Annotated in this window: 20 protein-coding genes; 13 read left to right on the top strand and 7 right to left on the bottom strand. The window is 50.2% G+C overall.

Features of this window, described 5'->3' with window-relative positions; all coding sequences use genetic code 11:
- Positions 1 to 716: hypothetical protein (locus O71_RS24200; RefSeq protein WP_007652605.1), on the top strand; the 716-nt coding region annotated here is incomplete at its 5' end.
- 86 nt (positions 717 to 802) lie between these two features.
- Here the strand turns inward: O71_RS24200 and O71_RS01840 are convergent.
- Positions 803 to 1,717, bottom strand: coding sequence for a DUF72 domain-containing protein (locus O71_RS01840; RefSeq protein ID WP_007652614.1), 915 nt, complete (start codon positions 1,715 to 1,717; stop codon positions 803 to 805).
- Between the two features lie 318 nt (positions 1,718 to 2,035).
- On the opposite strand from O71_RS01840, the gene O71_RS01845 reads away from it, so the two are divergent.
- Positions 2,036 to 2,680 (top strand): septal ring lytic transglycosylase RlpA family protein, encoded by a 645-nt coding sequence (locus O71_RS01845; protein ID WP_007652616.1) that lies wholly within the window; start codon positions 2,036 to 2,038, stop codon positions 2,678 to 2,680.
- Positions 2,681 to 2,779: 99 nt separating this feature from the next.
- Here the strand turns inward: O71_RS01845 and O71_RS01850 are convergent, their stop codons facing one another.
- The 6 genes from O71_RS01850 to O71_RS01875 form a co-directional block, all read right to left on the bottom strand.
- Positions 2,780 to 3,487 (bottom strand): hypothetical protein, encoded by a 708-nt coding sequence (locus tag O71_RS01850; protein ID WP_007652618.1) that lies wholly within the window; start codon positions 3,485 to 3,487, stop codon positions 2,780 to 2,782.
- Positions 3,488 to 3,513: 26 nt separating this feature from the next.
- Positions 3,514 to 4,371: a DUF4097 family beta strand repeat-containing protein gene (locus O71_RS01855; protein ID WP_081490415.1), complete on the bottom strand. Its 858-nt coding sequence runs from the start codon at positions 4,369 to 4,371 to the stop codon at positions 3,514 to 3,516.
- A 50-nt stretch (positions 4,372 to 4,421) separates the two neighbouring features.
- Entirely contained in the window at positions 4,422 to 5,210 is a 789-nt protein-coding gene (locus tag O71_RS01860) for a HEAT repeat domain-containing protein (RefSeq protein WP_007652621.1), read from the bottom strand.
- Entirely contained in the window at positions 5,197 to 5,709 is a 513-nt protein-coding gene (locus O71_RS01865; RefSeq protein WP_007652623.1) for an RNA polymerase sigma factor, read from the bottom strand. Before O71_RS01865 ends, O71_RS01860 begins: the two co-directional genes overlap by 14 nt.
- Before the next feature lie 286 nt (positions 5,710 to 5,995).
- On the bottom strand, positions 5,996 to 6,370 hold the full coding sequence (locus O71_RS01870; RefSeq protein ID WP_007652627.1) for a hypothetical protein: 375 nt from the start codon (positions 6,368 to 6,370) through the stop codon (positions 5,996 to 5,998).
- Entirely contained in the window at positions 6,346 to 7,452 is a 1,107-nt protein-coding gene (locus tag O71_RS01875; RefSeq protein WP_192811622.1) for a S41 family peptidase, read from the bottom strand. The genes O71_RS01870 and O71_RS01875 overlap by 25 nt, the downstream gene beginning before the upstream one ends.
- A 389-nt stretch (positions 7,453 to 7,841) precedes the next feature.
- Between O71_RS01875 and O71_RS01880 the strand changes: the two genes are divergently transcribed.
- The 11 genes from O71_RS01880 to O71_RS01930 form a co-directional block, all read left to right on the top strand.
- Positions 7,842 to 9,488: a TldD/PmbA family protein gene (locus O71_RS01880; RefSeq protein ID WP_040573421.1), complete on the top strand. Its 1,647-nt coding sequence runs from the start codon at positions 7,842 to 7,844 to the stop codon at positions 9,486 to 9,488.
- Between the two features lie 140 nt (positions 9,489 to 9,628).
- Positions 9,629 to 10,945 (top strand): TldD/PmbA family protein, encoded by a 1,317-nt coding sequence (locus tag O71_RS01885; protein ID WP_007652633.1) that lies wholly within the window; start codon positions 9,629 to 9,631, stop codon positions 10,943 to 10,945.
- Between the two features lie 69 nt (positions 10,946 to 11,014).
- Positions 11,015 to 11,248, top strand: a complete 234-nt coding sequence (locus O71_RS01890; RefSeq protein WP_040573425.1) for a DUF4160 domain-containing protein — start codon at positions 11,015 to 11,017, stop codon at positions 11,246 to 11,248.
- Complete coding sequence (locus O71_RS01895; RefSeq protein WP_007652636.1) at positions 11,232 to 11,465, top strand: DUF2442 domain-containing protein; 234 nt, start codon at positions 11,232 to 11,234, stop codon at positions 11,463 to 11,465. Before O71_RS01890 ends, O71_RS01895 begins: the two co-directional genes overlap by 17 nt.
- A gap of 24 nt (positions 11,466 to 11,489) precedes the next feature.
- Complete coding sequence (locus O71_RS01900) at positions 11,490 to 12,107, top strand: DUF4159 domain-containing protein (protein WP_007652638.1); 618 nt, start codon at positions 11,490 to 11,492, stop codon at positions 12,105 to 12,107.
- Between the two features lie 42 nt (positions 12,108 to 12,149).
- Entirely contained in the window at positions 12,150 to 14,447 is a 2,298-nt protein-coding gene (locus O71_RS01905) for a S41 family peptidase (protein WP_007652641.1), read from the top strand.
- A gap of 2 nt (positions 14,448 to 14,449) precedes the next feature.
- Positions 14,450 to 15,445 (top strand): MoxR family ATPase, encoded by a 996-nt coding sequence (locus O71_RS01910; protein ID WP_007652642.1) that lies wholly within the window; start codon positions 14,450 to 14,452, stop codon positions 15,443 to 15,445.
- An 89-nt stretch (positions 15,446 to 15,534) separates the two neighbouring features.
- Complete coding sequence (locus tag O71_RS01915) at positions 15,535 to 16,074, top strand: hypothetical protein (protein ID WP_007652644.1); 540 nt, start codon at positions 15,535 to 15,537, stop codon at positions 16,072 to 16,074.
- A gap of 11 nt (positions 16,075 to 16,085) precedes the next feature.
- The gene (locus tag O71_RS01920; protein ID WP_007652646.1) at positions 16,086 to 16,985 is read left to right on the top strand and encodes a DUF58 domain-containing protein; all 900 of its coding nucleotides are present in this window, start codon (positions 16,086 to 16,088) and stop codon (positions 16,983 to 16,985) included.
- Positions 16,986 to 17,027: 42 nt separating this feature from the next.
- Positions 17,028 to 17,768, top strand: a complete 741-nt coding sequence (locus tag O71_RS01925; protein WP_007652649.1) for a class I SAM-dependent methyltransferase — start codon at positions 17,028 to 17,030, stop codon at positions 17,766 to 17,768.
- A 30-nt stretch (positions 17,769 to 17,798) separates the two neighbouring features.
- Positions 17,799 to 18,530: BatA domain-containing protein (locus O71_RS01930; RefSeq protein WP_007652651.1), on the top strand; the 732-nt coding region annotated here is incomplete at its 3' end.

The following is an 18,530-nucleotide window of genomic DNA, read 5'->3' on the forward strand; positions in this document are numbered from 1 at the left end:
ATAACACTATTACTTACTTTGACGCTACTGGCGAAAAGGTAGACAGAGCAGCTGCCAAAGCTGTACCGACTGATGTAACAGCAGATCAGCTTATCGCAAAATACATTCAGGCGATTGGTGGCAAAGCGAACATCGAGAAAGTGAAAGATGTCACCGTGACTATGAATGCCAGTGTACAGGGCATGCCACTTGTTTTCAAGCAGCAGCAAAAGGGCGCTGACAAAATGCTGATCCAGATCTTGATGAACAACAATCCTATGCAGCGTGTGATCATCAACGGCGACAAAGGTAAAATGGAAGCTCCTATGCAGGGTGTGAACAAAGACATGACTGCTGAAGAACTTGCTTCTTCTAAAGCGGAATCTGACATGTTCTCCATGACTCGTTTTGAGAAGTTCGGTATTAAGACAGCCGTATCTGGCCAGGAGAAAGTGGATGGAGCCGACGCTTACATCGTGGAAGCGATAGCTGCTAACGGTCAGAAGACACTGCACTACTTTGACAAGGCAACAGGCCTGCTTTTGAAAGACGTAAAAAGCATGCAGACGCCACAAGGCGCAATCACACAGACCAAGAGCTACAAGAACTACAAAGAAGTAGACGGCGTGAAATACCCGCACGTGATCGAGACCGTTGTTGGTCCTCAGGTGATCAAAGCCGAGGTACAGAGCGTGGAAGTGAACAAGGGCATCAGCGACGACGCCTTCAAAATCTAATTACCCTTTATCCAATAACCCAAAGTAAAGCGGCGTGTCTATCTGGACACGCCGCTTTTGTGTTTTAGCCATACCTGTTTGGTTTGTTAAAACAACTCGCCCTGCACCGCCTGCACATATTTTTTGGGTGGTTTTACATCCAGTCCACATACCTTGTTTAGCTTCTCGATCAAATAAGTGGCCAGCTCGGGCGAAGTAATATTGTCAGGTTCGTGCACAAAGAAGTAGAGTTCTTGCAAGCCAGCTTCCAGCCATACCTTAATTCTTTCCACCCAGTCGTTGATGCGGGTATAGTCGGTGGGGTGCAATCCGTTACCCACAAAGCGTACCATGGCCATGGGCGTGGTCAGGCGCATGTGCAGCACATCGCGACGGCCGGCCACATCGGTGAGCACTGTGCCTACGCGGAATTTCTCCAATACCTCAAACAGCTCCAGCGAGGCCACATTATCCACGAACCAATCCGGGTGGCGGAGCTCTACTGCCAGCGGTACGCTCTCAGGTATGTACTGTACAAATTTTTCCAGATCAGGCAGTTGCTTCGGGCCGAAGTAGGGAGGCAATTGCAGAAAAGAACAGCCCAACTTGTCTTCCAGCCCGGCGATGGCTTCGCAAAATGTGGCTGTGAGGTCGAGCGAACTCACTAGCGGTCCCTCGTGGCTGATCAGTTGCGGAAACTTGGGGCAGAAAGTGAAGCCTTGCGGCACGGTATGACGCCAGCGGTCTATTGTGTCCGGTCCAGGTATGTGGTAGTGCGTACTGTTGAGTTCAATGGTGTTGAACTGTTTGCCGTACCACAGCAGCGACTCTTTCTCTTTCATACCGGCCGGATAATACTCACCTATCCAGGGCTTGTTTACCCAAACCGGCAGGCCGATGTATACCTTTGGCTTCTGCAGCAGGTCTTGCTTGTACCTGCTGAGCATGTTCAGAGTATCTGGATGGTCAGGTGGTAACGTGAAATCTACACGGCTTATATCTGAGAGTTTTCCAAAGTCCATGGTACTATGCTTTTATAAAGTATACGCTTTGGCAGAAGATTCGGCATAAACAAAATATCCCACTTAAAGTTCCCGTTAATGCTGCAGTGATCGTCAAAATCAAAAATATTTTGCGGTCATCAGAAATAAACATATCGCTGGGAATATATATGAAAATATGCCCATATAAGCTATAAATGGCATTTTTCGCATTATATGACTTATAGCGATTTTGCGAGGCAGCGTGTATCCCCCTACAACCAGGACCACAATCGCACGTATAAGGCCTCGTTTGAAAATATTTCCGTATCTTTGCGGATTCACCAACTAAAAAACTATATGAAGAACGATAGAAAGTGCTTTATCTTAACAGTAATCATTTTTCTATTTATCGGAGTTAGTCAACCAACTTTCGCACAAAAGAACGACAAAACCCAAATTGGTTCCGCCTCCTGGTATGGCAGTAAATACCACGGCAGAAAAACCAGCAGCGGCGAGCGCTATAATAAGAACGAGATGACCGCCGCGCACAAAACCCTGCCTTTCGGCACGATGGTCAAAGTGACCAACCCAGCCAACGACAAATCTGTAGTTTTGCGCATCAACGACCGCGGGCCTTTTGTAGGCAAACGCATTATTGATGTGTCAGAAGCAGCGGCCCGTAAACTGGGCATACACGCTACAGGTGTGGCAAAGGTAGAGGTAGAGGTACTTGATAAGCACGAAGTAGCTGCAGCTAATGCAGAGACAAAGCCAAGTGCCTTTACGATCCAAACAGCTGCCAACCACCAGCAGGCTGAAGAATTAAGCCGTAAACTGAAAGCCTTTGACAAGCACCTTCCGTTGGAGATAGCAGAAGAGCAGGTAAATGGCAGAAAAGTGGTACTGGTGAAAGCCGGTAAATTCAACAGCAAAAACGAAGCTGAGGCCTTCAACGAGTTACTCGAAGAAGAAGGCCTGGCAGGTAAGGTTAGCGAAGCCTAAACGACTAAAAGATTACTGATAAACAAAAAGCGGAAGGCCTGTAGAGGCCTTCCGCTTTTTGTTTATGTACTCCGTGTTGATTAAGGATGACAGCTATACCTAATCCTTTTTACGGAGGTAGATATCGTTGCTGATGCTTTCTAACTTAATAGGGGAGCCGCCACCGCTTACGTTGCCTTTCAGCTCATACCCTACCATAGGTGCTTTTTGTTTACTACCGCCCAAGTCGATCGCCAGATCAGAGTAAACCTCGCCTGTAATGGTCTTAAGAGCCACAGCAGCGCCTTTGTTCTGAGCCCAGTTCATATCCACAAATCCGCTGATGGATTTGGCGCTTACCGGACCCGTCAAGCCTCTTATCTCAATGTTGCCATTAATGGTTTCCACAGTTAGGTCAGCGTTAGCGGGCAGGAAGATTTCGTAATTGATCTTCGCACAGACAAAGTTGCGGTCACCGTTCTTACTGACATTGTATTGGCTGTAGTTATTGTCCGGGCAATCCCCTGCCTGTCCATTTTTCGTTAGCTCTTTGTCCAGGTCCACATTTACGCGGGCGCTGGTGTTGTCGCTCTCAAAACCCAACTGCAGCGCTTCGTTCAGCTTGCCGCTGTTTATCTCGTAGGTGACTTTGATGTAGGCCTCTTTCTTGTTCCAGGCACTGATCTTGATGTCTTCGCCAAACTTCAGATTCAGTTCTACTTTATTACTCGCGGGCACGGCCAGGGCTCGCTCCACTGTCTTGCTCTGGGCCCAAACTGTGGTCGTAAAACCAAACCATAGTAGAGTAAGGATAAATGACTTTTTCATAGTCTTAGAAGGTTAAGTTTGATGAATTACTTGCTTTTGCGGATATACATGTCGCCACTGATGGTATACAGGTTCATCTCGACGCCGCCACCATTCGTTTTACCGTCAATGTTATTGCCGCCTGTCACACGCGGCAGATTGCTCTTGGAGTCACGGGCAATGTTCATATCGAAGTCTGAATAGATCTCGCCCTGGATGGTCTTCAGCTTAAAGTTAGCTTTAGTGCTCGCCGGCAGGTGGATGTCAACGGTGCCTGCCACAGTCGAAATGGCGCTCGGTTTGGACTGGTTCAGGCTCGAGAACTTGATCACCATGTCACTGCTGGTAGCGTTTGCCACAACTGGTCCCGTGATATTGGAGAGGGTAGCATTTCCATTATTTAACTTAAGCTCGATCTCACCTTCTACATCAGCGATGCTCAGATCACCTCCCATCCAGTTTGTCTCTTCGTACATGACAGATGCATTCTTAGGTACCCGGATGGTATATTTGCCATCCTGCCTGGATGCTTTCGTAACAGTCAGTGTGTTTCCTTCTTTTGACACAGACAATCCCATACCGGTGTTATCTTCGGCCTGGTTGTACAATGGTTTAAGTCCGGCAGCACGGGCAGGAGGAGCCTGGTGGCTAGCAGCCTCTATCACGACCTCGTCTGAGTTGTGCCCAATAACCTTTACATCGCTGTTGTGCATCATGATGACCACCTTATTGCCTTTGCTGTTACCCAGCTTGTTTTTGTAGACAAGCGGCTTATCCTGCAAAGTCTCTTCCGGATCAATATCACCGGTTACTGTCGCAGTATGGGTTTTATTTCGTTCATGCGCCCTTGCTGGCGCTGCAGAGAGCAGAAGACAGGCAACTGCTACTAGTGTTAATCTTTTCATATGGCTCTAATCGCTCTAGTGGTAAGTAAAATTTTTTGTATTGAGTTCTGTTATATCAGTATGCCCAGCCCTTCTGCTGCCTTGCTTTTCACGATAGGAAGCAGGTCTTTCCGGTTTGCCATTTCCTCCAGTTCGCCAACTGCCTCTTTTTCTTTTATGCTGACGAGCATGTCAATCAGCGTAAGCTGCATGATCGGGTCTGTCTGCAGTTTCAGCGACTCAACCAAGGCCTGCCGTACTACTTTCTTGTGGCTGAACTTATAAAGCGCTTCTGAGGCAGCCACCCGCACATTCACATTCGGGTCCTGGTTCATGGTCGTGATCAGCACTTGTATGATTTCGTCGGGCTGCTCGGTGTCGAATTCCTGGCTGACTAACTGGATGCGCTCACTGGCAGAGGCTCCTGTGGTCATGGCCAGCTTCATTTCCTCCACTTCCTCCCGCAGGGCGGCCAGCTCGGCTCGCTGTTCTGGGGCTATACCTTGGTTATAGTTCCGGCCTAGCCAGAAGGCACCCAGGATGAAGATGATGCCAGCGGCTACACGCCAGTAAGTAGCATATTCCTGCAAGATCGGGAAGAACACCTGCTTCCCTTCTGGCTCCTGTTGCTCCACTTCCTCCTGCTCGATCTTTTCAAACAACCAGTCATCAGACAGTACCCTAATGGATTGTTGCTGCTGCTGTTTAGCGTAGTACCGAAAAGGGGCGGCATGGGCCTTCAGGTGCTCAGGCAAGTCTGTTGTTTTGTTAAAGAATACCTGCAGTTGCTTTTCTTCGGCTACTGTCGTTTCGCCTTCGTAATACTTCTGCAGCAGTTCTTCTATGTTATCCAACTTCATAATTCTCTAGTTTTAGAAAGCCATCCCGTACGCTTTTGCGAGCTCTTGATAGGATCACCCGCAGGTTGTTCACGGTCAGGCTTGTAATCTGCTCTATTTCTTCAAAAGTGTAGCCTTCCACATCCCTCAGGTGCAGCACCAGTTTCTGCTGTTCGGGCAGTGCTGCCAGCAGCTTCTGCACATTGCCCATGCTGTCTGTCAGTTCCGAGTGCTGGTAGGGGTTCATTTCCCCTGAGCTCAGGTCTATACCTGTCACATCGACCATCTGCTTTCGCTTGCCTGCTTTCAGCTTGTCCAGGCAGAGGTTTTTAGTGATGCGCATGGCTAATGCCTCTATGCTGTCGTAGGCGTGCAGCTTGTCTTTCTGGGCCCAGAGTTTGAGGAATACATCCTGCAGGATATCCTCCGCTTCATCTTTGTCATGAAGCAGGAACAGCGCAAGCCTGAATAGCTTTTGCTTCGCGGGAAGTACCTTTATTTTAAACTCTTGCAGATCCATTCAATTACAAAGACGACCTAGGGTGGGAAACATTACAGCATATTATCAAAATTTTATCTGTTCATGGTATAGCAGCTAGTAATTTCTTCTTAACAGCCTGTATACCAGTATATTTCACCCTTTAGATGATCTCTTTTTGATGGTCGTTAACAATTCCTTTGCCTGTTTATTAGCTGGCTGCAACCGAATTGCCTTCTCCAATGTGTCGGTAGCTTTCTGTCGTTCGTCACTCAGCAGGTGTGCCTTTGCCAACCCAACCAACGGCCAGGCTTCTTCTTTGTGCCGGCTACTGATATGGCTGTACCAGGCAATGGCCTCCGGTGATTTTTTTAGTCTGTAATAAGTATTCGCCGAACTTCTCTTCTGCCTGTATGATCTCTTCGCTATTGGCACGGGCATCCTGTACGGCACGGAAGTAGACCCAGGTAGCCGACCGGAAGCCTGCCCGCTCGTATACCTGCTGCATGGTGCTAGCCACGGTGCCTGTTGTTGGCATGGCCAGTACGGCCTCCAGTACAGGATCCCTCCCCTGCAAGTAGTCCGCAGAGGTATAACCGACAGGTATATCGGGCGCTGTCCAGGGTCGCTTTTCGTCCACGTCCCAGTCGCGCCAGTAAATGGTGGACACACGTATGGTCAGTTTACTGTTCGGTAGCTGCATTTTTCTGGAATCACCGTAGGCGCTGGGTGACGAGCCCGAGGCTCGCCCACAAACAGGGTATTGGTGTAGTATTCCAGGTCATTGGCCAGCATCTGCGCCGCCGAAAAAGTTTCCCGTCCGATCAAGGTATAGAGTCTTCCAAACCGGTTAATTTGCTCCGACCGTACCAGAGCTAGTACCAGGGAGCGATTGAGATGATTGTTCCCGCCGGGATTATACCGCAGGTCCAGTATCAACTTCTCTACTGGAAATCCGGTGACGATGCGCTCTATCTTCGCAACAAAAGCGGCTAGCGACTCATCGTCTTTGTCATTGCTTTCATTCAGCTGCACATACAGCGTCTTCTCCTTCTCCAGCATGTGGAGCCAGAACTTTTCCTTTCTGTTCCATTGGCTCATAGGTGCTGCTATACCTAGCGCCTCATTCGCCCCTACAAAGTATACCTGTTTAAACTGCGGGATTGGAGAAAGCGCTACCGCTGCCGTTTTTCCATCGCGTGTTTTTACCTTAAGCACTATCTCTTGCACATCATCGGCTATACCTAGCGTAGCCAGAAATTCAGGCACTACCAGAAAGGTGGGCGCCAGCTGCTTAAAACCCATCTCGTTATCATAGTGCACTACGGGTCTTACTTTTTCCAGAGCTTCATTTGCTGCAGTACTTCCGATCTGCAGTACCTCGGCACCAATCAGGTCCATCAGTTCAGGCGTTGTTTCCTGGATGAACAAACCATCATCAAACAGAGCAAGCTTCACAGGCAGGTGGTTCAGAAACAAACTGGAGTCAGCGGGCGGAGGTGTAGAAGAGTGCGCCCGACTGTAGGCCACTGCCATATCCTGCGGCAGCGTCAGGCGGGTATGGCCATCGCCGATCATGGCAACCAGGCGCGTGAGGCCCACTACTATTTCATGATCCCGCAACTTGGGCACCTGAGCGTGCAGTACTGCAACAGCACTGTCGAACTCTTGCTGCGACACCTTATTATAAGGAGATCGGTGCATTTTGGGCATTTGCTCAGCCAGAGCCCTGATATCCTGTTGCCATTGGGCTACGCTCAGCACATCGGGTTGGGCCTGAACCAAGCTATGGCCGAGCAACATCAACAGAAGGCTGCAGCAGGTTAAGAATCGATTATTCATAGTAACAAAGGCAGGTATAAACGCAAGGCACAGAAACTGCGGCTGCCCCTCCAATTACAAAGACGACTCAGGCCTGGAAACATTACATATTTGGTTGCTATACTTAGCTAATCCCTTATCGGCCGACTATGCGAAGCGTAGCGCGATTAAACCTTCTCTACTTATCCCCTTCTAAGTACCTGGCAAAGCTTTCATAGAGATATACACCTGCTTGATCGATTAAAATGCCTTCTCAGGCTTATAACTCGTGTCAGCACTTTGATTTAAGCATGTAAATGCCTAAACTTAGTTACCTAAAACTAAACTTCTCTAAACCTTAACCTTAAAAGAACTTGAAAAGACGTCATTTTATCGAGCTATCGGCGCTCGGGTTTGGTGGGCTTATGATGCCCTCTATACCTGTGTTCGGCGATATCATCTCACCCGAGAGAGCGCTGGAACAGGTAGATCCAGCCTTAAAAAAGCGTCTGGCTGATGTAGCCCTGAACGCAGCCAAGTCAAGCGGCGCTTCCTATGCCGACGTGCGCATAGGCCGTTACTTGCAACAGTATGTTTTCACCCGCGAGCAACAGGTACAGAACATCGTGAACGCTGAGTCTTACGGTGTAGGTGTACGGGTACTGGCCAACGGCACCTGGGGCTTCTCTGCTACCTCCGACGTAACCGACAAAGGTATAGCCAAAGCAGCCCAGGAGGCGGTAGCCATTGCCAAAGCCAACTCGAAGCTGCAGAAAGAGCCGGTGAGGCTGGCTCCTGTGAAGAGCTACGGCGAGGTGAGCTGGAAAACCCCGATCGAAAAGAACGCTTTTGAAGTGCCTGTAAGTGAGAAAGCAGACCTGCTGTTGGCTGCCAATGCCAAGGCCATGGAGAACGGCGCCAGCTTCGTGAATTCTGCCCTTTTCCAGGTAAACGAGCAAAAGTATTTTGCTTCGACTGAAGGCTCTTACATCGACCAGGACATCCACCGTATCTGGCCAAACTTTACGGTGACAGCCGTGGACAAAGCCTCTGGCAAGTTCAGAACCCGTGAGGCCCTGAGTGCGCCAATGGGTATGGGCTGGGAGTACATGGTGCCGAAAGCGGGCGAAAAGATAAAAGGGCCGGAAGGAACTGGCCTGGTGGGCTATCGCTACGCTTACGACATGCTCGAAGACGCCGCCCTGGCCGCCAAGCAAGCCAAAGAGAAACTGACGGCTAAGTCTGTGGCAGCCGGTAAGTATGACCTCATACTGGATCCGAACCACCTTGGTCTGACTATTCACGAGTCAGTGGGTCACCCGCTGGAGCTTGACCGCGTGCTCGGCTACGAAGCCAACTACGCCGGCACCTCTTTTGCCACCCTCGACAAGTGGAAATCCAAGAACTTCAAATACGGTTCCGATAAGGTGCACATCTTCGCTGACAAGACCCAGAAGGGCTCACTTGGCCTCGTAGGCTGGGATGACGAAGGTGTGAAAACCAAGCAGTGGGACTTGATCAAAGACGGCATACTGGTGAACTACCAGGCTATCCGTGACCAGGCGCACATCATCAACGAGCCGGAGTCGCATGGCTGCTGCTATGCTGACAACTGGAGCTCTGTACAGTTCCAGCGTATGCCGAACGTGTCGCTGGCACCTGGTAAGCAGAAGATGAACGTGGACCAGCTAATCAGCGGCGTCGATAAGGGCATCTACATTGCCGGACGTGGCTCTTACTCGATTGACCAGCAGCGCTATAACTTCCAGTTTGGTGGTACGGCGTTCTACGAGATCAGTAAGGGCAAGATTGTGGGCATGCTGGAGGACGTGGCTTACCAGAGCAACACGCAAGAGTTCTGGAACTCTTGCGCGGGTTCTTGCGACGAGAGCGATTACCGCCTGTTCGGTTCGTTCTTCGACGGCAAAGGCCAGCCAAGCCAGGTAAGCGCTGTATCGCACGGCTCAGCCCACACTCGCTTCAACGGCGTGAATGTGATCAATACAGCTCGTAAAATCTAAATCAGTAAAGAGTTAAAAGTTAAGAGTTCCTATTTTGGACTCTTAGCCTGGATAAGCCTAGATGATCGGTAGAGCTGATTTATACCTGCTTCTGCTTTTTAACTTTTAACTCTAACTCATAACTCTTAACTAAGATTAAAATGGCAATATATACAAGAGAACAAGCAGAGGCTTTGCTGAAAAAGGCTCTGGCTTACTCAAAAGCCGACGAGTGTGAGGTCACGCTGAGCGGCTACAATGGCGGCAACATCCGCTATGCCCGTAACGAGGTATCGACAAGTGGGGCCGAAGAGAACGTGGCCATGTCGGTAGAGTCACGCTTTGGAAAACGATCCGGCGTGGCAACGATCAACGAGTTCGACGATGCCTCTCTGGAGAAAGTAATACGTCGTGCCGAGGAGATCGCGCGCATTGCACCGGAAAGCCCGGAGTACATGCCCATGCTGGGCCCTCAAAAGTACATCACGACCAAAGCTCACTTTGACTCCACCGCCAAAATAGACCCGGCCTACCGTGCCGATGCAGCCGCCAAGAGCATCAAAGCCGCTGCCGACAAAGGCTTGACTGCCGCTGGCTTCCTGGAACACTCGACCAGCTTTATGGCGCGACTGAACTCCAAAGGCCTGTTTGCTTATCACCCGTCTACTGTCGTGGATTTCTCTGTAACCATGCGCACAGAAGATGGCACAGGTTCCGGATATGTTACGCAGGACTTCAGCGACGTGAGCAAACTCGACACGGCCAGCGCCTCACAGATTGCAGCCAGCAAAGCCGTAAACTCACGTAATGCTAAGGCCTTGGAGCCAGGCAAATATACCGTTATTCTGGAGCCGGCTGCTTCTATTGACCTGTTGCGCAACATGTTCGGCAACATGGATCAGCGTAACGCCGAAGAAGGCCGCAGCTTCCTGAGCAAGCCTGGTGGCAAGACTAAACTGGGCGAGAAACTGGTAGACGAGCGCATTACGGTGTATTCAGACCCAATGCACCCGGAGATTCCATCTGCTCCGTTTGCCGGCGATGGTCGTCCGCGTGAGAAGACAACCTGGATTGAGAAAGGCGTCATCAAGAACCTGTACAACTCCCGCTTCTGGGCTGAAAAAACTGGTGCCAAGTCGGTGCCGAACCCGGGCGGTGTAGTGATGGAAGGCGGCAACCAGACGCTCGAAGACATGATCAAGAGCACGAAGCGTGGTATCCTGGTGACGCGCTTGTGGTACATCCGCTCCGTAGACCCGCAGACGCTGCTTTACACCGGCCTTACCCGTGACGGTACCTTCTACATCGAGAACGGCAAGATCCAGTATCCGGTGAAGAACTTCCGCTTCAATGAAAGCCCGATCATCATGCTCAACAACCTGGAAGCTTTGGGAAGACCGCAACGTATCAACGGCAACCTGGTACCGCCAATGAAGATCCGCGACTTCACCTTCACCAGCTTGTCTGACGCGGTGTAGTCACTACAGCTTATACCTTGAATGCCGTATGCAGCGCTTTGTGTACGGCATTCATTTTACAAAAAATTTATGCCAACTATACTTCGGATATTTGGATACAGATTTTTCTTCTTCAGCAATGAAGGAAATGAGCCGCCACATATACATGTTGAGAAGGCAGAAGCTTATGCTAAATACTGGCTGGAGCCAGTTGAGCTCGCAAGTTCTTATGCTTTCAATGCTAAAGAGCTTAATGAGCTTCGTAAATTAGTAATTAGTAATAAAGAGCTCTTTGAGCAAAAATGGCATGAGTATTTTAGCTAAGAAATCTACACCGCAGGCGCAAAAAGTCTGGTTCACAGACACCAAGATGTACGTGCTATTGACCGATGGTCGTGAGTTGGGTATACCATTAGAATGGTTTCCCAGACTGCGTGATGCATCTGAAAGCGAACGTATGAACTGGCGTTTAATTGGTGGCGGAATAGGTATACACTGGGAAGACATTGATGAAGACCTGTCTGTGGCAGGGTTACTCTAAACAACTTAACTCTTAACTTTTCAAGTGCAACCATTCACCTTCGTCCGACTGCAATACCGCTCCGGCAACTGGGATACTGACCCGCGTATGCCGAGCAATCTGTTGCATTCGCTCATCGAGTACACGACCGTGAAGGTGAACGAGCAGGAGAAGATCATTCCCTTAGACAGTGCCGAACTTTTCAACTACCCCTTCAGCTACATGAGTGGCCACCGGCTGGTGCAGTTCAACCAAAAGGAGCGGCAAAACTTTGAGACCTACGTGCGCAACGGCGGCTTCGTGTTTGTCGACGACTGCAATCACGACATCGACGGACTTTTTGCACGGTCTTTTGAGGAGCAGATGAAGCAGATTTTCGGGCAGGGCGCTTTAAAGAAGATCCCCAACAACCACAAGATTTACCGCAGCTTCTTCACTTTCGAAGATGGTCCACCGACCACTTCGTTCGAGCTCAACGGCTGGGGCGATGACCTGGTGCATGACTACCTGAAAGCGATTGAAATCAATGGAAGGATTGGGGTGCTGTATAGTAACAAAGACTACGGCTGCGAATGGGACTACGATTTTCGGAACAAGCGCTGGCTGGCAGAGGATAACACGAAATTTGGAGTGAATATAATAATGTATGCCCTGACGAGTTAGTATATTAGCAATACCTAATATATAACGAATAAAATATAATCTATGAAACAAAGAGCATTCTTCCTTCTTCTGGTTACACTCGCCTTTGGCCAAGTCTATGCCCAACAGGACAGAAAAATAGAGAATGTCGCGGCCTTTACGCAACTATATGGCTATGTGCGCTACTTCCACCCAAGCGACGAGGCAGCAGCTATCGACTGGGACCGCTTCGCCGTCTATGGCAGCAAACAAGTAGAGGGCTGTAAAAACCCCGAAGAACTAAAAGCTACCCTTGCCGCTTTATTCCAACCAATCGCCCCGACAGTTCAGGTATACCTGGAGAATGAAGAGGTAACGTTCAATGTTAAAGAGATTACCCCTGCCAAGCCTAAGAAACATAAAATAATTGCCTGGCAGCATGCGGGCATGGGACAGGGCGATAAGAATAGCCCTTATCAGAGCATCCGCCTCAACAGGCCAGTAGTATACAGAGCCTCCAGTAACCCGTTTGGCCCTGTTATGAAACCCATAGAGGCTTCTGCCTATCAAGGCAAGGAATTTGTATTTACTGGAAGAGTAAAACGCACAGCAGGATCAGGCACTGGCCATCTGTGGGTCAGAGTAGATAAGAAAGATAATTCCAAAGGGTTTTTCGACAACATGGGAAGCAGGCCGATAAAATCGGACCAATGGGCGACCTATGAAATCAAAGGCAAAGTAGACGATGGTGCTGAGAGAATTGTTGTTGGCGCCTTCCTGCTAGGAGAGGGCGAGGTGTTACTGGATGACTTCAGCCTGAAAATCAACAATAACGGCAACTGGGAAGAAGTATATACTGAGCAATTTACGGGCGAGAAGGAAGGTAAAATAAACAAATCACTCAGCAGTGGCTTAGCTACCAACACCGAAAATGGCTACTTTTTTACAATTCAGCAAAACAAGGAAGCTGATAAATGGCTGGCTATAAGCAGCAATCCGGGAGGCAGTGAAAAGAGCCAGAAGCCGGCGCGACTCTACGATGCCCAGCCGAAACCAGGTGAGTATGTTACCAAATCGCTAAGTGGCGGTTTAAAAGTGATCGTGCCGCTGACACTCTATGGCACCGACACACAAACATACCCTGCCGCCAATAGCAACGCTCTTTCTGAACTCCGAAGTAAATTGGAGGCTATACCTGCAAGCGATATCAATGGCTCCAATCTGTATACTCGACTTGGCGGTGTCACAGTCACCTGGAATGTCTTTCAGCATTTCTATCCTTACTTCGATTTTGCCAAAACGGACTGGGGCAAGGATCTCCGCCTGGCCTTATCCAAAGCCTACACTGACAAAACAGCAGTTGATTTCCAGAAGACGCTACAGTTGCTTACCGCCAAACTAAAGGATGGCCATGTATGGGTAACCACTGCTGAAAGCAAAGCTACACATCAGCCACCAATTACCTGGGAGTGGGTAGAAAATAAACTCGTGATCACAGATGTGTTTGATAACACGTTACTCTTGGTGAAAGGTGATGTTGTAACAGCCATAGATGGTGCCGCACCAGAGGCTGTTTTTGAAGAGCTGCACCAGTATATTTCTGCAGCAACCGAAGGCTGGCTCCACTACAGGGCACAATCTGAATCGCTCCTCGGTGAGCCAGAATCCATACTACAGTTGACGGTGCTGAAAGCTGACAATTCTACGGCAGACTTGCAGCTCAAAAGGACTTTATCACGCCAACAGGCCTTTGCCGCTATGCCTTCTCCAGAAGGTATAAAGTCGCTGGCAGACGGTATTATGTACATCAACATCGGGAAAGCACCGATGAAGGATATCCAGACAGCCATGCCGCAACTGCAGCAAAGCAAAGCCATTATCTGCGATCTGCGAGGCTACCCGAACGGTAATCATGGATTGATCGAGTACCTGTTGCCTGAGCCTGACAATTCTAAGAAATGGATGCAGGTGCCCTACATCATATACCCTGACCAGGAGAAGATAGCTGGTTACAGAGAAATGGGTTGGGGCATGAAACCTAAATCGCCACGCCTTACTGCCAAAGTAATCTTCCTGATCGATGGGCAGGCCATCAGCTACGCAGAGAGCTACATGAGCTTTATTGAGCATTACAAGCTTGCGACCATTGTGGGCCAACCAACGGCGGGCACTAACGGCAATATCAACCCATTTACACTACCGGGCGGCTACAGAGTATCCTGGACAGGCATGAAAGTACAGAAGCATGATGGCTCTCCGCTTCATGGTGTAGGCATTATACCGGATGTGTTTGTGGAGAAGACAATTAAAGGCGTTCGCGAGAGTCGCGATGAGTTTCTGGAGAAAGCCTGGAGCTCGTTGCGAGTGAAACACTATAAATAAAGATGACTGAACAAGACATTCAACGGCTCCTCGGCAAGCTGCCACAGCTCAAGCAGGAGATACAGAAAGTGATTGTAGGCCAAGAGGAAGTACTCGACGAAGTGCTGATCACGCTGTTGGCCGGTGGCCATGGCTTGCTCGAAGGCGTACCGGGTCTGGCGAAGACTTTGCTGGTACGCACACTTTCCAATGCCATGGACCTGAGCTTCCGCCGCATTCAGTTCACCCCAGACCTGATGCCGACTGACATACTCGGTACCGAGGTGCTGGAAGAGGACCATGCCACGGGCAAACGTTTCTTCAAGTTCAATGAAGGGCCGATCTTCGCTAACATTGTGCTGGCCGATGAGATCAACCGCACACCGCCCAAAACGCAGGCGGCACTGCTGGAGGCCATGCAGGAATATGAAGTGACCTATGCGGGCACGACCTATACCTTGCCGAAGCCCTTTTTCCTGCTCGCCACCCAAAACCCGATCGAACAGGCTGGTACTTACCCGCTGCCTGAGGCGCAGCTGGACCGCTTCCTGCTCTACATCAAAATAAAATACCCGTCAGAGTTGGAGGAGCTCAACATACTGACCAGTACCACCGGCACCCGGCAGGCACAGGTACATCCGGCTATTTCGGGCGAGGAGGTACTGCAACTGCGCCAACTGGTACGGGAAGTGAGCATCAGCGACGATCTGCTGACTTACGTGAACCAACTCGTGCGGGCTACACGCCCTGACACGACATCAAGCGACCATATCAAGAGTTATGTGCGCTGGGGAGCAGGCCCGCGGGCGGGGCAGGCACTCATTCTCACTTCTAAGGCCAGGGCTTTGTTGCAAGGTCGCTTCGCCGTAACGGCCGCCGACGTGCAGACCATGGCCTTCCCGGTGCTGCGCCATCGCATACTGGTCAACTTTACGGCCGAGGCGGAGCGAATCACACCAGACAGAGTGGTAGAAGAATTATTGCAGCATATCAAGTTACCCCAAACGGTACTGGTATAGGCTGCTATATGAGATTGAAGTCGCTCGTTGCGAATTAGCTGGAGTACCTGATACAGCAGGTCGACATGGCAATCAGAAACTGAAAACAGATGGAAGAAATAGAGAACGTAAAACTGAGTGACGCTGGCACGCAACTCCTAAAAAGGATTGTAGGGGAGAGAATCTGTTATTTCTTTACTGATAACATAAAAGTACAGGCTACAGGAGGCAAAGTCACCTACTGGGCGCCTGAGTTTGCCATTGGCCTGACCAAAAACAAGCAGGACCAGCGCTTTATCAACGTCAGTGCTGACTATAAGCTGACATCCCGTTCCTCTACCACGTTTTATGAATTTGAGATCGGAGAAAGCCGGACACCACTACGCTGTGAGAAACTCCTGCAGTCAGGTCAGCACTCTGAGATACGGGTATTATCAACCCCCGTGCTGATGATCGAGGTATACCAGGACTGGAATCAGGAGTTTGATGAAGCCATTGCCTACGATGCCGCTATCGTACTGTACACTGAATCGCAGAAGTACATGCTGAAAGTGCGTGAAGAGCTTATCGGCGGCCTGGATATCATACTGGATGAAGCGACAATCGAAGCGGAACTGGTTGATCTGAAACTGCGCCAGAGTTTGGTTTAAAGCATTACGGTATGTCACAAACAGGGCACAAGTTTATCGATCCGAAAGTACTGGCTACTATCAAGGATCTGCCGCTGCTGGCCAAAACGGTAGTGGAAGGTTTTCTGAGCGGTCAGAACCAGAGCATCAGACGGGGAGCCGGACTAGAGTTTAGCCAGTACCGCAGCTACCAGCCTGGCGACGACCTGCGCCAGTTGGATTGGAAAATGTTTGCCCGCTCCGACCGCTACTACATTCGGGAAGCCGAAGTAGACACCAACATCACCGTGCGCTTTATTGTGGATGGCAGCGCTTCGATGGCACACGAGGACGAGAACGGCCTGACCAAGATGGACTATGCCCGTTTTTTGGTGGCCTCACTGGCATATCTGGCAACCACGCAGGGCGATGCCGTGGGCCTGTATGTGTTGCATGAGCAACAGCTGATCAACCTGACGCCCCGCAGCGACAACATGCACCTGCAGCGCTTCTGGCATCAGCTAGCTGAGATCAAACCCACTGGACGATTCCCTAACGCCGAAACAGCCGCCAACCTGTTTTCGGACCGTCGCCAGAAAGAACTGACCGTGTTTGTAACCGACCTCTACGAGCACGAGCATGAAATAACAGACCTGCTCTACAAATTGGGCGCACAGCGGCACGAGTTGTTGCTATGTCACCTGATGAGCCGTAACGAACTGGATTTTAAGTTTGAGGGCACACTTACGTTCGAGGATCTGGAAACCGGCCAGACCATGCAGGTAGGCACCGCTGAGCAACGTAAAACCTACCTGGCCAAGCTGCAGGACTGGCTTCAGCAAACCGAAAAAGCCATGCGCAACCGCCAGATCGCCTATGACCGCTTCGTCACCGATGAGCCACTGGACAAAGCACTGCGGGCATTTTTAAAGAACAGGCTGGTGTTGAGTTAGTAGGTGAGCGAATGAGTGATTTTTGAGTGAATGTTAAAAACGATGAAAGATAACTTTTCCGGACACGCTGTTGACTACGCCAGGTATAGGCCCACCTATCCGCCTGAGCTAATTGCCCAACTGGCAAGTATGGCGCCAGCACAGCAGCTAGCCTGGGACTGTGCGACTGGCAATGGTCAGGTAGCCGGTATGCTTGCTTCTTTTTTTGACCAGGTGGTTGCGACTGACATCAGCGAGAACCAGTTGAAGAATGCCGTGCAGCTGCCCAACATCAGCTATAGAGTAGAGCAGGCCGAAGAGTCTTCGCTCCCAGATCATGCCGTTGACCTGGTTGTGGTGGCGCAGGCTGTGCACTGGTTTGATTTCGATCGTTTTTATCAGGAGGTGAAGCGGGTACTTAAGCCCGACGGCCTGATTGCCGTGATCGGGTATGGTCTGCTTAGCACGCACCCATCATTGGATAAAGTAATCAGATACTTCTACAGCGAAGTGCTCGACGGCTACTGGGATCCGGAGCGCAGCTACCTCGACGAGGACTACCGCACCATCCCGTTTCCTTTTCAGGAAGTGCAGCTGCCACAGTTCAGCAGCAGCTATACCTGGACACCCGAAGACCTGATCGGCTACCTGAACACCTGGTCGGCTGTGAAACACTACGAAAAGCAGCAAGGTCATAACCCGGTGCAGTTGGTGGAAAAGCAGCTATGTGCTGCTTTCGAGGCTCCGACAGCGACTATCACATTCAATATTTTAACCCGAGTAGGCAAAGCCAACAACTCCTAAACTTTCTAACTCTCAAACTCCTAAACCCCCTTGACATTCCTCTCCCCATATTGGCTTTTGGCAGCGTCGGCGATACTGGTCCCGATTGCGATTCACCTGTGGAACAGGCGGCAGGGGAAGACTGTGAAAGTAGGAAGCTTACGTTGGCTTGAGCCGTCGGCGAGCAGGCGCTGGAGTAGTATTAAGTTGAGTGATGTGTGGCTCTTAGTGCTGCGTTGCTTTATCCTGATACTTTTGGCTGTTGCGCTGGCAAAACCTGTTTGGGAAGGTAGTCCTACAGCCCAACCAGCACAGAAAGCGGTGTTCATCAGCCCTGAACTGTTGCATAGTTCCACCCTTCGAGACATTAAACCAACAGTTGATAACCTGTTGCAGCGGGGCTATACCTTGCATCGCTATACCCCGGCATTTGAAGCTATACCTGTAGAACAATGGCAGGCGATGAGCAGTGAACCGACAGATTCTGTAGTAACTAATGGCAACCACTGGGGCTTGTTACCTGCCTTGGCTCAACGATATGACCAAGTTCAAGACAGCGTCTGGCTCTTCACTTCAGATCAGCAACGGCACTTCACAGGTACACCCGCTCCTTTGCAGGAGAATATCCGCTGGGTACCTGTCGCACTGGAGCAATCTGTTAACTGGGCACAGGCCGCGTATATCTTGCCAACGGACAGCCTGCTGCTGATTACCGGTCGAAGTGATCGCAATGGCACAACCTATCAGAAACAGCACTTCTCCCGATCAGGACAGTCCAACACA

It is taken from the genome of Pontibacter sp. BAB1700 (assembly GCF_000277005.1).
Taxonomy (GTDB): Bacteria; Bacteroidota; Bacteroidia; order Cytophagales; family Hymenobacteraceae; genus Pontibacter; species Pontibacter lucknowensis.